Source organism: Devosia sp. RR2S18, assembly GCF_030177755.1.
Lineage (GTDB): Bacteria > Pseudomonadota > Alphaproteobacteria > Rhizobiales > Devosiaceae > Devosia > Devosia rhizosphaerae.
This window is the reverse complement of sequence record NZ_CP126539.1, coordinates 43,022-58,834: the sequence shown is the minus strand read 5'-3', so window position 1 is coordinate 58,834 and position 15,813 is coordinate 43,022. Positions and strand designations below refer to the sequence as shown.

At 62.9% G+C, this 15,813-nt stretch carries 15 protein-coding genes; 9 read left to right on the top strand and 6 right to left on the bottom strand.

Annotation, left to right across the window (positions count from 1 at the left end; all coding sequences use genetic code 11):
• The first annotated feature begins 2 nt into the window (after positions 1 to 2).
• The 4 genes from QOV41_RS00255 to QOV41_RS00240 all read left to right on the top strand — a co-directional run bounded on the left by QOV41_RS00255 (position 3) and on the right by QOV41_RS00240 (position 6,885).
• The gene (locus QOV41_RS00255) at positions 3 to 1,397 is read left to right on the top strand and encodes an ammonium transporter (protein ID WP_284578747.1); all 1,395 of its coding nucleotides are present in this window, start codon (positions 3 to 5) and stop codon (positions 1,395 to 1,397) included.
• A gap of 370 nt (positions 1,398 to 1,767) precedes the next feature.
• Positions 1,768 to 3,159 carry an ammonium transporter gene (locus tag QOV41_RS00250; RefSeq protein ID WP_284578745.1) on the top strand — a complete coding sequence of 464 codons (1,392 nt, stop codon included), beginning with the start codon at positions 1,768 to 1,770 and terminating at the stop codon, positions 3,157 to 3,159.
• 322 nt (positions 3,160 to 3,481) lie between these two features.
• Positions 3,482 to 6,106 (top strand): FtsK/SpoIIIE family DNA translocase, encoded by a 2,625-nt coding sequence (locus QOV41_RS00245; RefSeq protein WP_284581394.1) that lies wholly within the window; start codon positions 3,482 to 3,484, stop codon positions 6,104 to 6,106.
• A gap of 155 nt (positions 6,107 to 6,261) precedes the next feature.
• Positions 6,262 to 6,885, top strand: a complete 624-nt coding sequence (locus tag QOV41_RS00240; protein WP_284578743.1) for a LolA family protein — start codon at positions 6,262 to 6,264, stop codon at positions 6,883 to 6,885.
• 3 nt (positions 6,886 to 6,888) lie between these two features.
• Here the strand turns inward: QOV41_RS00240 and QOV41_RS00235 are convergent, their stop codons facing one another.
• Complete coding sequence (locus QOV41_RS00235; protein ID WP_284578742.1) at positions 6,889 to 7,701, bottom strand: undecaprenyl-diphosphate phosphatase; 813 nt, start codon at positions 7,699 to 7,701, stop codon at positions 6,889 to 6,891.
• A gap of 115 nt (positions 7,702 to 7,816) precedes the next feature.
• Between QOV41_RS00235 and QOV41_RS00230 the strand changes: the two genes are divergently transcribed.
• Genes QOV41_RS00230 through QOV41_RS00215 form a run of 4 tightly spaced genes read left to right on the top strand, consistent with a single transcriptional unit; the run spans position 7,817 to position 11,131 of the window.
• Positions 7,817 to 8,494: a glutathione S-transferase family protein gene (locus tag QOV41_RS00230; RefSeq protein ID WP_284578741.1), complete on the top strand. Its 678-nt coding sequence runs from the start codon at positions 7,817 to 7,819 to the stop codon at positions 8,492 to 8,494.
• Entirely contained in the window at positions 8,491 to 9,615 is a 1,125-nt protein-coding gene (gene queG, locus QOV41_RS00225) for a tRNA epoxyqueuosine(34) reductase QueG (RefSeq protein WP_284578740.1), read from the top strand. Before QOV41_RS00230 ends, queG begins: the two co-directional genes overlap by 4 nt.
• The gene (locus QOV41_RS00220) at positions 9,612 to 10,484 is read left to right on the top strand and encodes an SDR family oxidoreductase (protein ID WP_284578738.1); all 873 of its coding nucleotides are present in this window, start codon (positions 9,612 to 9,614) and stop codon (positions 10,482 to 10,484) included. Before queG ends, QOV41_RS00220 begins: the two co-directional genes overlap by 4 nt.
• Positions 10,481 to 11,131 (top strand): GNAT family N-acetyltransferase, encoded by a 651-nt coding sequence (locus QOV41_RS00215; protein ID WP_284578736.1) that lies wholly within the window; start codon positions 10,481 to 10,483, stop codon positions 11,129 to 11,131. The genes QOV41_RS00220 and QOV41_RS00215 overlap by 4 nt, the downstream gene beginning before the upstream one ends.
• A gap of 40 nt (positions 11,132 to 11,171) precedes the next feature.
• Here QOV41_RS00215 and QOV41_RS00210 read toward each other — a convergent pair whose 3' ends face one another.
• Positions 11,172 to 11,951, bottom strand: a complete 780-nt coding sequence (locus QOV41_RS00210) for an alpha/beta hydrolase (protein WP_284578734.1) — start codon at positions 11,949 to 11,951, stop codon at positions 11,172 to 11,174.
• Positions 11,952 to 12,141: 190 nt separating this feature from the next.
• Between QOV41_RS00210 and infC the strand changes: the two genes are divergently transcribed.
• The gene (gene infC / locus QOV41_RS00205) at positions 12,142 to 12,678 is read left to right on the top strand and encodes a translation initiation factor IF-3 (RefSeq protein WP_284581392.1); all 537 of its coding nucleotides are present in this window, start codon (positions 12,142 to 12,144) and stop codon (positions 12,676 to 12,678) included.
• 217 nt (positions 12,679 to 12,895) lie between these two features.
• Here the strand turns inward: infC and QOV41_RS00200 are convergent, their stop codons facing one another.
• From QOV41_RS00200 to irrA, 4 genes are all read right to left on the bottom strand, one after another.
• Positions 12,896 to 13,789 (bottom strand): ribokinase, encoded by an 894-nt coding sequence (locus QOV41_RS00200; RefSeq protein WP_284578732.1) that lies wholly within the window; start codon positions 13,787 to 13,789, stop codon positions 12,896 to 12,898.
• Positions 13,786 to 14,388 carry a YdeI/OmpD-associated family protein gene (locus QOV41_RS00195; protein ID WP_284578731.1) on the bottom strand — a complete coding sequence of 201 codons (603 nt, stop codon included), beginning with the start codon at positions 14,386 to 14,388 and terminating at the stop codon, positions 13,786 to 13,788. Before QOV41_RS00195 ends, QOV41_RS00200 begins: the two co-directional genes overlap by 4 nt.
• A gap of 1 nt (position 14,389) precedes the next feature.
• The gene (locus QOV41_RS00190) at positions 14,390 to 15,226 is read right to left on the bottom strand and encodes an arylamine N-acetyltransferase family protein (protein ID WP_284578729.1); all 837 of its coding nucleotides are present in this window, start codon (positions 15,224 to 15,226) and stop codon (positions 14,390 to 14,392) included.
• A gap of 127 nt (positions 15,227 to 15,353) precedes the next feature.
• On the bottom strand, positions 15,354 to 15,797 hold the full coding sequence (gene irrA / locus QOV41_RS00185) for an iron response transcriptional regulator IrrA (protein ID WP_284578728.1): 444 nt from the start codon (positions 15,795 to 15,797) through the stop codon (positions 15,354 to 15,356).
• Positions 15,798 to 15,813 lie beyond the last annotated feature (16 nt).

The window sequence follows — 15,813 nt, the reverse complement described above, 5'->3', positions numbered from 1 at the left end:
ACATGCGTCAGATTACTCCTATCAAGATGCTGGCTGGAGCGGGGCTTGCCGCACTGCTGCTGACCCTGCCGGCCCTGGGTCAAGACGCCGTCGTCGTCGTGCCGGAAGCGGAAGCTGCGGCCACTGCTGCCGCCGAACCCGCCTTTGATGCCCAGATGGTCTTCATCCTGAACTCACTGCTGATGCTGATCGGCGGCTTCCTGGTGTTCTGGATGGCCGCAGGCTTTGCCATGGTGGAGGCGGGTCTCGTCCGCACCAAGAACGTATCGATGCAACTTTTGAAGAACATTTCGCTCTTCAGCGTTGCCTGTCTCATGTACTACCTGATCGGCTACAATCTCATGTACCCGCTGGGCAACTGGGTCATTGGCACCGACGATGGCGGTGGCTATATCGGCGCCATCGGCATCGCCATTCTGGAAGGCGTCGGCATCAGCGCCGGTGAGGCTAGTGACATCTCCTACGCTGCCACCAGTGCGGACTTCTTCTTCCAGGTCATGTTCTGTGCGACGGCCGCTTCAATTGTCTCGGGCACGCTGGCCGAGCGCATCAAGCTCTGGCCCTTCCTGATCTTCACCGTCGTTTTAACCGGTCTCATCTACCCCATCCAGGCCTCCTGGAAGTGGGGCGGTGGCTTCCTCGATACCCAGTTTGGCTTCCTCGACTTCGCTGGCTCGACCGTGGTTCACTCGGTCGGCGGTTGGGCGGCTCTGGCCGGTGCCATTCTGCTGGGCGCCCGCCGCGGCAAGTACAATGCCGATGGTTCGGTCAACGCTATGCCCGGCTCGTCCATGCCGCTCGCAACACTCGGCATGTTCATTCTGTGGCTCGGCTGGTTTGGATTCAACGGTGCCTCGCAGCTTGCCATGGGCTCGGTTGGCGATGTGTCCGATGTCGGCCGCATCATGGCCAATACGAATTCGGGCGCCTTGGGCGGTGCCCTGGCCGCGATGATCCTCAGCCAGATCCTCTACAAGAAGGTCGACCTCACCTTCGTGATCAACGGCGCTCTCGCCGGTCTCGTCTCAATCACCGCTGAACCACTGACCCCGGGACTTGGTACCTCAGCCTTGATTGGTGCTGTAGGTGGCGTGATCGTGGTCTTTGCCGTGCCGATGCTGGACCGCATGAAGATCGACGACGTTGTTGGCGCCATTCCGGTTCACCTGCTCGCGGGCATCTGGGGCACCATCGCGGTGGTCTTCACCAATCCGGAAGCGAACCTCATGGGTCAGCTGATTTCCATCGTCATCGTGGGCGCCTTTGTCTTCGTGGTGAGCTTCATCGTCTGGTTCATCCTCAAGGCAGTCATGGGGCTGCGTCCCACGGCCGAGGATGAGGATATGGGTCTCGACGTCGCCGAAGTTGGCGTCGAAGCCTATCCCGAGTTCAAGTAATCCAATACGGCGGCCGGGACACGTCCCGGTCGCTTCCGCTTGCCGGCGGCGTGCAGCTCGCGTTCCTCTTGGCCCGCCACAGAGGCTTCCCACTCGCAAACCGCGTGGGCTGCACACCCCCCGCAAGCTTGCCTTTTAATGATGCAGATCCAAGCCCATTTGCCCGTTGTTTAGGCGCGAAGGTGCCGCTCGTGGCATGAGTGCCAGAGTTGACGTGCCAAGGCCTTGATTTGCCCAGCATTTCGGCAGGCGCCGCAGTTGGCACGGCTCTTGAGTCTCCTTATGCGTCAACACAGGGCGCCACGGCGCAAGGGGCACCGGCAAAGCCGGCGCAGCGGCGCTCTCACGGCGCCAACGGAGAACAACAAGAATGAAGACGTTGAAGCTGTTGGGAGGCGCTGCAGCGGCTTCCCTTTTGCTGGTCCTGCCGGCCTTGGCCCAGGATGCGACCGCGCCGCTCGCCGCGGCGGGTGAGTCGGTGGCCGAGGTCGCCGAGACAGCCGCCGCCGTGGTGGACAAGGGCGACGTGGCTTGGATGCTTGTATGCACCATTCTCGTCATCGTAATGACCATTCCGGGTCTGGCGCTGTTCTATGGTGGGCTCGTTCGCGCCAAGAACATTCTTTCGGTGCTGACCCAGGTTTTCCTTGGCTTCTCGCTGATCTCGATCCTCTGGGTGGCTTATGGCTACTCGCTCACCTTTGCCGGTCCTATCGAAGGGGGATTGTCCGCCTTCGTAGGTGACTTCTCCAAGTTCTTCCTTGCCGGTGTAACGCTCGAATCCACTGCTGCGACCTTTTCAGCCGGCTTCGAACTGCCCGAAATGGTGTTCGTCGCCTTCCAGCTGACCTTCGCCTGCATCACCTCTACGCTCATCGTCGGCGGTATCGCCGAGCGCATGAAGCTCGGTGCGCTGCTGGCGTTCCTCGCCATCTGGTTCACCTTCTCCTACATTCCGATCGCCCATATGGTCTGGGCGGGTCCTGGCCTGCTTTATGGCCTGGGCGCCTATGACTTTGCCGGCGGCACTGTGGTGCACATCAACTCAGGCGTCGCCGCCTTGGTCGCTGCTATCGTGCTTGGTCCGCGTCTCGGCTACATGAAGGAGCCAATCCCGCCCCATAACCTCGTCCTCACCTATATCGGCACGGGTCTGTTGTGGTTTGGATGGTTCGGTTTCAATGCCGGCTCCAACCTGGAAGCCAACGCCTTGACCGCCGTGGCCCTCATCAACACCATACTGGCGCCGGCCGCCGGTGCGCTCGCCTGGGCATTGGGCGAGAAGATTACCCGCGGACATGGGTCCGCCCTTGGCGCCGTATCCGGTGCCGTGGCGGGTCTGGTTGCTATCACCCCAGCTGCTGGTTTCTCGGGCATTGGCGGTGCGATTGTGCTGGGAGCGGTCGCCGGCATTGTATGTTTGGTGGCTGTGGTCAATTTCAAGCCGATGCTCAGATATGACGACAGCCTCGATGTGTTCGGTATTCACGGCGTGGGCGGCATTGTCGGCGCTCTGGGTACGGCAATAGTGGCCAGCCCGGCACTTGGCGGTTACCCGCTGGGCGATGCTGCGGCCTATTCGGTCGGCGGCCAGTTTGTTGTGCAACTGATCGGCGTAGCCATTGCGGTGGTCTGGTCGGGTGTTGTGGCGTTGGTTGCCATGCTGGTGGTCAAGGCCATTTTCGGCGGCGCGCGTGTGTCCCAATCCGGCGAGATTGATGGTCTCGATCTCTCCAGCCACGGTGAACGCGCTTATAACTGAAGTGAAGCCCGGCAGCGGTTCGCCGCTGTCGGTTGAGTTCCGCGGCGCCGCTCCTCCCGGGCGTCCGCGATGCACCTGGGTCCGCTCGTGCGGGCCCTTTTCTTTGCCAGGGCAATACGCTAGCGCGGCTTCGGCATGGCTAACGGCCATGGTTAGCCTGCGATTAACCCCCGCGCACTAGAGTGGCGGCAAAGTGGGCCCGGAGCGTTTTTGCCGGGTCGAAGCGAGAGTACCCATGCCCAGTTCACCCGCGCCCGTCCTCGACGAAATCCGCTCCGTGCCGCAACGCGGCTCGCGCACCGGCCGCAGCACGAGCAAGGCCATGCCTGCGCCCCCTCCCGCGCTGTCGATTCGCATTCCGGTGCGGCTCGCAGGTTTTGTGTTGCTGGGCGTGGTTGGTGTTTGCCTTGCAGCGCTGGCCTCCTGGTCGGTGGATGACCCCAGCTTCACCTATGCGACCAGCAAGACACCAGCCAACTGGCTGGGCTTCCCCGGCGCCGTCATCGCCGACACGCTATTCCAGGTCTTTGGCCTCGCAGCGCTGGTGCTGCTGGTGCCACCGGCGCTCTGGGCCTGGGCCTTTGTCCGGCGCTGCATGCCCAGCCGGATGGGGCTGCGTGTGCTTGGCTGGCTGGGTGGCACAGTGCTCTCCGCCGGTGCCCTCGCCTTTATCGCCATGCCGGAGACCTGGCCGCTACCCACGGGCCTCGGTGGTCTCGTGGGCGTTGGCTTTTCGAGCCTTGCAGCGATGATCGCCGGAAGCGAGCCGCAGGCCATCACCACCATTCTCTTTGCGATCATCCTGGCGGCGCCCGCCTTTGCCCTTTTCTGGATGGGCATGGGTCTGGGGACCGCAGTTTCCACGCAGCCACAGAAAGGGGGCGCAGCAAACAGCCGCAAGAGCGTCCCCGAAGAAGAGGACGACGAGCCCGAGACCAACCCCATCCTCGATGTCGCATTGGGCGCCATGGTGCATATGGGGTATTCGCTGCGTACCGCCTTCCGCCGTGCTCGTGCCAGCCATGCCGAAAAGCGTGCCGCGGAAACGGCTCCTTGGCGGGATGAAGAGATGGAGCCCAGCCTAGATCCACGCGCCCCAGTGGTCGAGCGGCGCGAAGCGGCGCTAGAGGCCAGTCCTCGTCGCATCCACGCACCGGTCGAACCGGTGCTGGAGCCCGAAATCATCAGCCCGCGCGTGAACGCCCGGCCAAGCTATGATGAGACCGAACTCGACTATCCCGAGGAGGTGGAGGAGGACGTTCCGTTTGTCCCGGAAGCGGCCCCCGCGCCTGTATCTCACCGCCAGCAGGGGGATTCGCGCTTCCATCCCGCCGACCCCACCAAGCCGCGCGTAGCGGCACCTGCCCCACGTCCGGCCCCCGGTCAGCGCATAGCACGCGAAGCCCAGCCCTCGTTTCTTGATGAGCCCGGCGGGTTCGAGCTGCCGTCCCTCAGCCTTCTGGCAGAGCCGCGGCACAAGGGCCCCTCTGCCGAGCACAGCCCCGAAAAGCTCGAGGAAATGGCGCGCCAGCTGGAAGGCGTACTCGAGGACTTCGGCGTCAAGGGCGACATCATCAATGTACGCCCCGGCCCAGTCGTCACGCTTTTCGAGCTCGAACCAGCTCCGGGTATCAAATCCAGCCGCGTGATATCGCTGGCCGATGATATCGCGCGCTCCATGAGCGCCATCTCTGCCCGCGTGGCCGTGGTGCCGGGGCGCAATGCCATTGGTATCGAGCTGCCCAACCAGACCCGCGAGACCGTGTTCTTCCGGGAGATGCTGGCAAGCTCCGACTTCGAGAAGATGAAGGGCAAGCTCCCCATCTGCCTGGGCAAGACCATTGGCGGTGAGCCGATCATTGCTGACCTCGCCCGCATGCCCCACCTGTTGATCGCCGGCACCACCGGCTCGGGCAAATCGGTGGGCATCAATACGTTCATCCTCTCGCTGCTCTACCAGATGACGCCTGAGCAGTGCCGAATGATCATGATCGATCCCAAGATGCTGGAGTTGTCGATCTATGACGGCATCCCGCACCTGCTGACCCCGGTCGTCACCGACCCCCACAAGGCCGTGGTGGCGCTCAAATGGGCCGTGCGCGAGATGGAAGATCGCTACCGCAAGATGAGCAAGATCGGTGTGCGTAACATCGATGGCTTTAATCAGCGGGTCACCGAGGCCAAGGACCAGGGCAAGACCATCACTCGCACCGTGCAGACCGGCTTTGACCGTGAAACCGGTGAGGCGATCTTCGAGAGCGAGGAGTTCAACCTCGAGCCGTTGCCCTATATTGTCGTTATCGTTGACGAAATGGCCGATCTGATGATGGTCGCCGGCAAGGACATTGAAGGCGCCATCCAGCGCCTCGCGCAGATGGCCCGAGCCGCCGGCATCCACATGGTCACCGCCACGCAGCGCCCGTCGGTAGACGTCATCACCGGTACCATCAAGGCCAACTTCCCCACCCGTATCTCATTCATGGTGACGAGCAAGATCGATTCCCGCACCATCCTGGGCGAGCAGGGCGCCGAGCAGCTGTTGGGCAATGGCGACATGCTTTACATGGCCTCAGGCGGACGGGCCAAGCGTCTCCACGGCGCCTTTGTGTCGGATGCCGAGGTGGAATCGGTTGTGGCGCATCTCAAGAGCCAGGGCACGCCGGATTATCTCGACTCCATCACCGAGGAGAGCGAAGACGGCGAGTTTGGCGGCGAAGCTGCCGGCGGCGGCGACGACTACGCCGGCTCGGGCGACGAGCTCTACGACAAGGCTGTTCACATCGTGCTGAGCGACAAGAAAGCCTCGACCTCCTATGTGCAGCGCCGGCTGGCGATTGGCTACAACAAGGCCGCGACGCTGATCGAAAGAATGGAGCGGGAGGGCGTGATTTCTCCGGCAAATCACGCGGGCAAGCGTGAGATTTTGGTGGGTGCCGACCAGTACTGATTGGCTATCTCGACTCGGTGAAAGGCCCCTCCAGCCTGGAGGGGCCTTTGCGTTTGTCGCCCAGCTGAACGGATCCTGAACGGAACTTTCCCGCTGTTGCCGCAATTGCTGAATAGGTTAGCGTTCAAGAACACCTATCGAGGGAAACCACCTTCATGATTCGCCGCGATGTCCTGCTGCTCGGCCTTTCCGCTGCCCTCGTGGCCAGCATTCCCGCCCTGGCCCTCGACCGAGCGCTGACGCCCGAAGAGCAGCAGCTGATCGCCAATGTCGAGGCGCACAATTCTTCCATCCGGACCATGGTGGGACGGTTCCTCCAGATCGACACCAATGGTGGCCGGACCGAAGGGACCTTCTTTGTTGAGCGGCCCAATAAGATCGCGTTCAAATATGCGCCGCCCAGCCGCGAGGAGATCGTTTCGGTGGGCCGTGGCTTCTATGTGCTGAACCGCCGCGAAGAAACCTATTACGCCTATCCACAGGACAGCATCCCGCTCCGGCAGTTCCTCGGCGATCAGATCAACCTCATGTCCGCCAATGTGGTCGATGTCACCACCTCGGACGGCTATCTGACCGTGACCGTCATCGATGAAACGGTCGCCGGTACGGTGCAGGTATCGCTGATCTTTGACACTGCTACGCTTGACCTTGTGCAGTGGAGCCTGGTTGAGCCCAGCGGCGCCGAGCTCACCTTCTCACTCTACGACGTCGAGAAGAACGTGCAGATCCCGCCAGCATTTTTCTCCATCCCGGCGACATATACTGCCGTCCAGCAATAGACCTCAGACGCCGAATACGAGGAGGGCAATCAGCCCTCCGCCACCCACGAGGATGCGCCACCAGGCAAAGGGCGCAAAGCCGTGGCGCGACACGAAGTCGAGAAGGTACCGCACCACCAGCGCGCCGACTACGAACGCAGCGGCAAAGCCGACCGCGACCTGCAGGGCGATGCTGGTGTCGATAAGGTCGCGGCTCTTGTAGAGATCATAGCCGAAGGCCCCCACCATGATGGGCAGGGCGATAAAGAAGGTGAACTCGGCGGCGGCGCGCTTGCTGGCGCCGAAGAGCATCGCGCCCACGACAGTCGAGCCCGACCGGGATACGCCTGGCACCAGACTGAGCATCTGGAAAAGCCCGATGATCAGCGCTAGATGCCAGGGAAACGCAAAGGCGTCATCATGGACCACACGCTTGGGCATGCGGTCGATAAAGAGCAGGATGATGCCACCGAGGAGAAGGGTGACACAGATGGTCATCGGCGATTCCCAAAGCGCACCCTGGATGAAATCGCGCAGGAGAACACCGGTTATCACCGCCGGCAGGCCGGCCAGGATAACCGAAACGGCAAAGCGCCACGCATAGGGCTTGCCCGCCAAGGCATCCCGGATGAGCATGCCGAGCTTGGCGAAATAAACGGTGACCACGGCCAGGATCGCGCCGAGCTGGATAAGGACGATGAAGGTGTCGGGCTGCCTGAGGCCGAAGAAATGACCAGCCAGGAGCAGGTGCCCCGTTGAGCTGACCGGCAGGAATTCGGTAAGCCCTTCGAGAATTCCCAGGATCAGCGGCACAAAAAGACCTTGATCGGCGTTCATCTGATCCCCTAATTCAGTTGATGGGTGCGGGTCGCCGGCAAGCTCTAGCGTTGTTTGCTGAACGCGCAAAGCCGTCCTATGTGACTGGTGCTCCAAAAAAGAGACGAGCGTCCTGATGCCGAGCCTTCTCCACCATCCTCTCGATCCGTCCTCGCGCATCATCAGGTTGATGTGCGCCGAATATGGCGTGCCGCTCGATGTGGAGGAGATCAAGCCGTGGCTGCGCACGCCCGAGCTTTTGGAGATCAATCCTGCCGGCACGCTGCCAATCATGCTGGACGACAGCGATACCCCTGTTGTCGGGCTGCTGGCCGCCATCCACACGGTGGAAGACCTTTACACGCCGGCCGTGGTCGCGGGTCTCTTTCCGCCCGAGCCCGGTGGTCGGGCCGAGATGTGGCGATTGATCGAATGGGTGATCACCAAGCTCAATGACGAGGTGACCCGCTATCTCCTCGAAGAAAAGATCATCAAGCGCGACCAGAAGGGTGCCACGCCGGACCCGTCGGTGATGCGGGCCGCCAAGGCCAACCTCAACGAGCACATGCTCTATTTCAACTGGCTCTTGGCGCACCGCACATGGTTGGCGGGCGACATGATGACCCTGGCCGACTTTACGCTCGCCGCCCACCTGTCGGTGCTCGACTATATGGGCGACATGGATTGGGGCAAGGCCAACGAAACCCGGGATTGGTATGCCCGCCTCAAGTCCCGGCCGGCTTTCCGCACCCTGCTCAATGACCGCGTCGTCGCCATGCCTCCGCATCGCGGCTATGCGGACCTGGATTTTTGACCAGCACTGAAAAGTTAACTGCCGAGCTGCGCGGGCGCGCGGCGGCGCTGGGCTTTGACAGCTTCGGCATTGCCGCTGCCGATGCCCGGCCGGACCTGCCCGACAAGTTGCGCCAAGCGCTGGATGCCGGCTGGCACGGCGATATGGACTGGATGGCCGAAACAGCCCAGCGGCGGGGCAGCCCCCGGGCGATGTGGCCCGATGCCCGCTCGGTAATCCTGCTTGGCGTCAACTACGGACCCGAAACGGACCCGCTGGCGCTCTTAGGCGAAAAGTCCCATGGGGCGATTTCGGTTTATGCCCGCAACCGTGACTACCATGAGATCATCAAGGGCAAGCTCAAGGAACTGGCGGGCTTGCTGGCGCGCCGTTCCAGTGCCGAGGTCAAGGTGTTCGTCGATACCGCGCCCCTGATGGAAAAGCCCTTGGCCGAAGCGGCGGGGCTGGGATGGCAAGGCAAGCATACGGTGCTGGTATCACGCGAGTTCGGCTCCTGGCTGTTCCTGGGGGCCATTCTCACATCGGCCGAGCTGCCCGTGGACAAGCCGCACAAGGTCAGTTGCGGGTCATGCACCAAATGCCTCGACATCTGCCCGACGGCGGCTTTTCCCGCGCCTTATCAACTGGATAGCCGGCGGTGCCTGGCTTACCTGACGGTCGAGCACAAGGGGCCGATCCCCAAGGAGTTCCGGGGGCCGATGGGTAATCGCATCTATGGTTGCGATGATTGTCTGGCGGTCTGCCCCTGGAACAAGTTCGCTTCGGCCAGCCGTGAGCTTAAGCTGCGGGGGCGTCCCGAACTTGAACGGCTGACTTTGGCCGAGCTGGTGCAGCTGGATGACGTAGGATTCCGCGAGCTTTTTGCGGGCTCACCGGTCAAGCGCATCGGGCTCGGGCGTTTTTTGCGGAACGTATTGATTGCTATAGGGAATTCCCAAAATCACGCGCTTGTGCCGCTGGTCGAACAGCGGCTCCGTGATGAGAGTGCGTTGGTTCGGGGTGCTGCCGTCTGGGCCCTGCGGCGGCTGGCGCCCGAGCGTGCTGCCCAGCTGCGACTTGCGTTTTCGGCGGTGGAAAGCGATGAGGCGGTGCAGGCGGAGTGGACCGAGGAACTGGCATGAACGTCTTCATCTTTGGCTATGGTTTTTCGTCGGCCTGGGCAGCACACTTCCTCGCTAAGGAATCACGGACTGTTAGCATTTCGGGCAGCGTTCGTACCGCAGCAAAGGCACAAACGTTAACCGCAAGCGGTGTTGAAGGGCATGTGTTTGACGGGACGGGCCCTGGGGAGACGCTGGGCGGGCCGCTTCGGCGAGCAACTCATGTGGTCTTGTCGATCCCACCCGGAGCGGAGGGTGACCCGGCGCTCCTCTATCACCGCGCCGATCTCGACGCCGCCGAGCGGCTGGAGTGGCTCTGTTATTATAGCACAGTCGGCGTCTATGGGGATTTCGGCGGCGCCTGGATCGATGAAACCGCGCCGCTCGTGCCGCGCAACCAGCGGTCCGATCGTCGCGTGGCGGCGGAGCAGGCGTGGCGGGATTATGCGGGGAAACGTGGCGTGCCGCTGACGATCCTGCGGCTGGCGGGTATCTACGGGCCGGGGCGGTCCACCTTCGACAAACTGCGCGACGGCACGGCGCGGCGGGTGGTCAAGCCTGGCCAGGTGTTCAACCGCATCCATGCCGAGGATATCGGCCGTATCACAGGGCTGGCGGCAGCGCAGCGGCTGGCTGGCACGTTCAACCTCGCCGATGACGAACCAGCGCCGCCGCAGGATCTGGTGACCTATGCAGCTGGGCTCATGGGGGTCGCGGCGCCGCCGGAGATCCCCTACGAGGAAGCAGCGTTCTCGCCCATGCAAAAGAGCTTCTACGCCGACAACAAGCGCGTTTCCAACGCTGCCATCAAGCAGGCCCTCGGGATCGAACTGCTCTACCCGAATTACCGCCTGGGGCTCGGGGCCATCCACGAGGCAGAAGCCAAATGAGCGTCCAACCTGCCAAGTCGGCGCCCGAACCTATCGTCCTCCAAGGCCGCTATGTCCGCCTCGAGCCGCTGCAACAGCGCCATGCCGCCGATCTCCTCGCTGCATCGGTAGGCGAGGGTGTGCCGGAGCGCTATCGCTGGCTCTTTGAACCGGCGCCGACCACGCTGGCGGAAGCAGAGAGCTTCATCGAGCGCATGAATGCTGGCGCGGATCGTTTCGTGGCGGTTGTCGACCAGCAGAGCAGCCGCGCCTTGGGGCGGCAAGGCTGGATGCGCATCTTCCCCGAGCATGGCTCGATCGAGATAGGCGGCGTTTACTGGGGGCCACAACTTGCGCGGACGCCGCTCGCCACCGAAGCGCTGTTTCTCTTCGCCCGGCATGCCTTCGATGATCTGGGCTATCGGCGCTTTGAGTGGAAGTGCAACAACCGAAACGAACCGTCCAAGGCAGCTGCCCTGCGCTTCGGCTTTCAGTTCGAAGGCGTGTTCCGGCAGGACCGCATCGTCAAGGGCGAGAGCCGCGACACCGCATGGTATTCCGTCATCGACAGCGAATGGCCCGCAATCCGCGCCGAATTCGAGCGCTGGCTGGATCCCGCCAACTTCGATGCTGATGGGGTGCAAAAGACCAAGCTGCGGACCCGGTGATACGGAGAACCCCCGCCTGCGCGGGGATGACCCGGAGCCCCTACCGCGGGTTCTCCACCAGCCCCAGTACCGCATCGCGGAGCCGTTCGAGGTCTTCGGGGCGGCTGAGGCGGTGGTCGCCGTCGGGGATGAGGGTCAGCGTCACCGGATCATGGAGAAGGTGGGTGACGAGCTTGATCGCATGAGCTTGTGGCACGTCGGGGTCCTGCCCGCCCTGGAGGACGACCACGGGACAGCCCGTTTCGATGACAGTGCCCAACAGCAGGTGCTGCTTGCCGTCTTCGAGCAAAGCCTGGGTGTAGCGATAGGGGTCATCCGAATACTGGCTGGGCCGGTCGACATAGCCCTGGGTCTCGAGCGCGTTCGTCTCCTCGGCGCTGAGTTTTTGCTCGATGAGCTCGTGGGTCATGTCGACGGCCGGGGCGATAAGCACCATGCCCTGCACCCTTGTGTCGCCACGGCGTAGCATAGCCCGCACCAGGAGGAGGGCAATCCAGCCGCCCATCGAAGAGCCCACGATGATCTGTGGTCCCGTGGTGGTGGCAAAGACCGCCTCGGCTTCCTCCAGCCAGCGGCTGATGGTGCCGTCGGTGAAATCCCCACCGGAAACACCGTGGCCGGAATAATCAAAGCGCGTCACCGCAAGAGCGTGCTCGGCGCCCAGGGCATCAAGAGCCATGGCCTTGCTGCCCATTATGTCGGATCGAAAGCCGCCCAGCCAGAAAATGCCGGGAGCGCCGCCGTCCCGCTGCTCGACGGCGATCTCGCGGACGGCCTGGGCGGTACCGACGGGGAGGCGAAACTGGCGGATGGCGGACATGGATGGAAGCTTTCGGGAACGGCAGCGGAAGGAATTCGTTGAGCATGCGAGCAGATCGCGGTGAACGGGGCCTTGCCAGAGCGCAACGGCCCCAGATTCTCGGGGTTTGCCAGTTGACTTATGACCCGGCTAACACGATTTTAGCGACGATTTCACCCCACTGGCTTCAATAGCATAAGGAACGCTTGCCATTCGCCGTCCCATGAGACCCGTTGCGCCCCAGAAAGATGGGCCGCTCTCAAACGAGGATATTCAAAGCCCCGACGTTCAGCTGATCGATGCCGAAGGCGAGAACCGCGGCATAGTGCGCACACGCGAGGCGCTGACCGAGGCGCAGGAGCAGGGGCTTGACCTTGTCCTGATCTCGCCCAACGCCAGTCCGCCTGTCGCCAAGATGCTCGATCTGGGACGCTTCAAGTATGCCGCGCAGAAGAAAGCTGCCGAGGCTCGCAAGAAGCAGAAGGTCATCGAGGTCAAGGAAGTCCAGATGCGTCCCAATATCGATACGCATGACTACGAGACCAAGATGAAGGCGGTGCACCGCTTCCTCGAAGACGGCGACCGGGTCAAGGTGACCCTGCGCTTCCGCGGCCGCGAAATGGCCCACCAGGAACTGGGCATGCAATTGCTGCTCAAGGTACGCGAGCAGACCGAAACCGTGGCCAAGGTCGAAAGCCAGCCGCGCTCGGAAGGCCGCCAGATGGTGATGGTGCTGGCACCCAAATAAGGGCCGGTGACTTTGAGTCTGAAGAAGCGGGCCATGTGCCCGCTTTTTTTTGGGTGGTTGGGGGTGGAGGTGCACTGGAATCGAACTCGAAACAACCTCCGGTCATTCCCACGGAGGCGGGACCGCCTGTTTGCTGTCGTCTGACCAAACATGCGTGATCCTTCAAGCGCCTTGAAAGAGAGGCCCCCGCTTTCGCGGGGATGACGCCCGAGGAGGCCTAGCTCAGCGCTGTATCCACCTCTGCGGCGTGGGGGATGGCGGGTTGGGCGCCGGGATTGAGGCAGGCGAGGCTTCCGGCAATGGCGGCGCGGCGCATGGCGGCTTCAAGATCGAGGCCGGCATCGAGACCGGCGGCGAGATAGCCGCAAAAGGTGTCACCGGCCCCCACCGTATCGACGGGGGTAACATGGAGGGCTGGCACGGCGAAGCTGCGTTCCGGCGTGGCGGCCCGCGCGCCGTCCGGACCCAGGGTCACGATCACGGTCTGATTGTGCGTCTTGGCCCAATCGCTCATGGCCGCGTCGAGCTCGGCCTCGGGTCGGCCGCTCAGGAGCGCGAACTCGGTTTCATTGGCGATGAGAATGGCGGCCTTGGGCGCTATGGCCGGTGTCGTATCCAGGAAGGGTGCGGTGTTGAGGATGGCAGTGGCGCCTCTGGCGTTGGCAATGTCCAACGCCCGCTCCGTCGCCGCCTGGGGGATCTCCTGCTGGAGGAGGAGCACCGAGCCCTGGCCCAGCTCGCCGAGGGCTCTTTCGGCGTCTTCGGGGGTTATGGTGCCGTTGGCGCCAGGCAGCACGGCGATGACATTCTCGCCATGGGTGTCGACGAAGATCATGGCGATGCCGGTGGCGCCTTCAGCGACTTTGAGGGCGGAAAGATCGACACCTTCCTTTGTGAGCAGCGCGAGCGCCGCATCGGCAAAGGCGTCGGCTCCGACGGCGGACACGTGCCGCACCTCGGCGCCGGCCCGGCGAGCGGCGAGCGCCTGATTAGCGCCCTTGCCACCGGCAGCCATGGAGAAGGTGCCGCCCGCGACGGTTTCGCCGGGCTTGGGCAAGCGCGAGACGGTGCCGACCTGATCGAGATTGGTGGAGCCGAAGACGGTGATCATGATCTGGCCTTTTGTGGGTAGATGGTTTCGCCGCGGGCGAGCATGTCGACAAAGGTCGCGATCTTTTTGCTGCGACCCGCAGCGGTCTTGAGGTTGCCCAGCCGAAACGCCAGGGCGAACTTGTTGGTCTTGTTGAGGGTGTCGAACGTAGCCTGAGCCGCCGGATTGGCCGCAATGGCCGCAAGCAGATCCTGGGGCACCTCCATCTTGCTGCCGGCAGCATAGGCCGCCGCCCAACGCCCGTCGGCTTTGGCCGCCTCGACCTGCCGCAGGCCATGCTCGGTCATGCGGCCGGCGGCAATCAGGCGCTCGACATTGTCGCGGTTGACCTGGCTCCAGATGCTCTTGGGCTGGCGCGGTGTGTAGCGCTGGACAAACGAGACCTCGTCCCAGCTCTTGCGGATGGCGTCGATCCAGCCCCAGCACAGAGCAACATCAATGGCCTCAACCGGCGTGATGGTCGGCTGGCCGCTGGCTTTCTTGAAGATGCGGATCCAGACCTCGCTGGCCCGGTCATGATTGTCGCGAAGCCAGGTTTCGAAGGCGGCGGAAGTGGCAAATTCGCAAAGGTGTTCGGGGTTGACCGTGACCGGCGCCATGTCAGCCTGCGGCAGGCTGCAGCTTGGTCAACACGCGCTCCAGCGCCGGGTCGAGCAGCTCAGCCCCGGGCAGGGTGATGCCGAAGGTCGTACTCAACACCTCGCGCATCTCTTTGAGCGTTGTGAGTTCGCGCGTTTCGGGAGGCTCGCCAACGGTGTAGATGGTGAAGCGGTTGTCTTTCAGCGCCAGTCGCTTGCCGGGCGGTGACAGCGCCACCCGCAATTCGCTCGTGAACGGCGATGTTGGATCGCTGGAGAGCCAGGTATTGGACGGCCCGTAGTGTTCGAGCGTCTTTTCGGCCATGTCGAAGGTGTAAAGAACCCGCCAATCCTCGGCCACCTTGGCTTCGAGGCGCCAGATCGGGTCACCCCCCAGGAGGCGGAAGGTCTCGTGCGGGGTCTCCTGCTCGACCTCGGCGCGCAGCTTGAGCGGCGCCGTCAGCGACAAGCCGCCAAAGCCGACATCGGCGATATAGGTGGTGCCACCAATCTCGACGGCCAGCAGCATGTGATGCGGCGCCACGTCGGTGGCCTCGGGATTGGACCAGAGCACCTTGGCCGCCAGGCCTTTGACGGTGTAGTCGAGTTCCCGGAGCATCGCCATCAAGAGCAAATTGTGCTCGTAGCAATAGCCCCCGCGGCGCTCGCTGAGCAGTTTTCTTTCAATGGCCAGATAGTCGAGACTGATGGGACGACCCAGCAGCGAATCAAGGTTCTCAAAGGGGATGGCCGCGGGGTGAAGGGCGTGCAGCGCCTCCAAGGTGGCGGCAGTCGGAGCAATGGATCCGGAGAATCCGATTCGCTCGAAATAGGCTTTGAGATTGACCTTTTGGCTCATCGGCCACCCTTCAGGCTGTTGCGCGCAGACGCCCAATATGGGCGATTGTGAAAGCTGTTGTCACCTTCGCCGCACGGCTTTTCTCGCAGGCCGCTGTTTGCCATGAGGATGCGCGGGTCGCCGCGGCTTATCCGGCCGTCTTGCGTACGCGGATCACCACATCGACATGGCTGACCTTCATGCCGGAGGGCGCCTCGGGCAGGCTTGCGAATTCCACCGAGGAGGCGGGGATGTCGATCATCCGCTGCTCGTCCTCGACATAGAAATGGTGGTGGTCCGAGGTGTCGGTGTCGAAATAGGAGCGTGAGGCATCGACCGCAACCTCGCGCAAAAGCCCCGCCTCGTGGAACTGATGCAGCGTGTTGTAGATTGTCGCGAGCGAGACATCGACCTGCGCGGCGCTGGCTTCGGCGTGCAATTGCTCGGCGCTGACATGGCGGTGCGGACCACCGAACAACAGTTCGGCGAGGGCAACGCGCTGCCGTGTTGGCCGGAGGCCGGCCATGCGCAACACTGCGGTAAGGCAAGGCGTATGGGAGGGGTGCCGGGCGATATTGATCTGGTCGGTCATTGGGTCCTTGAGCAGA

What these genes read in the sequence shown, in the direction of transcription:
- QOV41_RS00255 (WP_284578747.1), top strand. Translation starts at nt 3, where the DNA reads ATGCGTCAGATTACTCCTATCAAGATGCTGGCTGGAGCGGGGCTTGCC.
- QOV41_RS00250 (WP_284578745.1), top strand. Translation starts at nt 1,768, where the DNA reads ATGAAGACGTTGAAGCTGTTGGGAGGCGCTGCAGCGGCTTCCCTTTTG.
- QOV41_RS00245 (WP_284581394.1), top strand. Translation starts at nt 3,482, where the DNA reads ATGCCTGCGCCCCCTCCCGCGCTGTCGATTCGCATTCCGGTGCGGCTC.
- QOV41_RS00240 (WP_284578743.1), top strand. Translation starts at nt 6,262, where the DNA reads ATGATTCGCCGCGATGTCCTGCTGCTCGGCCTTTCCGCTGCCCTCGTG.
- QOV41_RS00235 (WP_284578742.1), bottom strand. Translation starts at nt 7,701, where the DNA reads ATGAACGCCGATCAAGGTCTTTTTGTGCCGCTGATCCTGGGAATTCTC.
- QOV41_RS00230 (WP_284578741.1), top strand. Translation starts at nt 7,817, where the DNA reads ATGCCGAGCCTTCTCCACCATCCTCTCGATCCGTCCTCGCGCATCATC.
- QOV41_RS00220 (WP_284578738.1), top strand. Translation starts at nt 9,612, where the DNA reads ATGAACGTCTTCATCTTTGGCTATGGTTTTTCGTCGGCCTGGGCAGCA.
- QOV41_RS00215 (WP_284578736.1), top strand. Translation starts at nt 10,481, where the DNA reads ATGAGCGTCCAACCTGCCAAGTCGGCGCCCGAACCTATCGTCCTCCAA.
- QOV41_RS00210 (WP_284578734.1), bottom strand. Translation starts at nt 11,951, where the DNA reads ATGTCCGCCATCCGCCAGTTTCGCCTCCCCGTCGGTACCGCCCAGGCC.
- QOV41_RS00200 (WP_284578732.1), bottom strand. Translation starts at nt 13,789, where the DNA reads ATGATCACCGTCTTCGGCTCCACCAATCTCGATCAGGTCGGCACCGTC.
- QOV41_RS00195 (WP_284578731.1), bottom strand. Translation starts at nt 14,388, where the DNA reads ATGGCGCCGGTCACGGTCAACCCCGAACACCTTTGCGAATTTGCCACT.
- QOV41_RS00190 (WP_284578729.1), bottom strand. Translation starts at nt 15,226, where the DNA reads ATGAGCCAAAAGGTCAATCTCAAAGCCTATTTCGAGCGAATCGGATTC.
- irrA (WP_284578728.1), bottom strand. Translation starts at nt 15,797, where the DNA reads ATGACCGACCAGATCAATATCGCCCGGCACCCCTCCCATACGCCTTGC.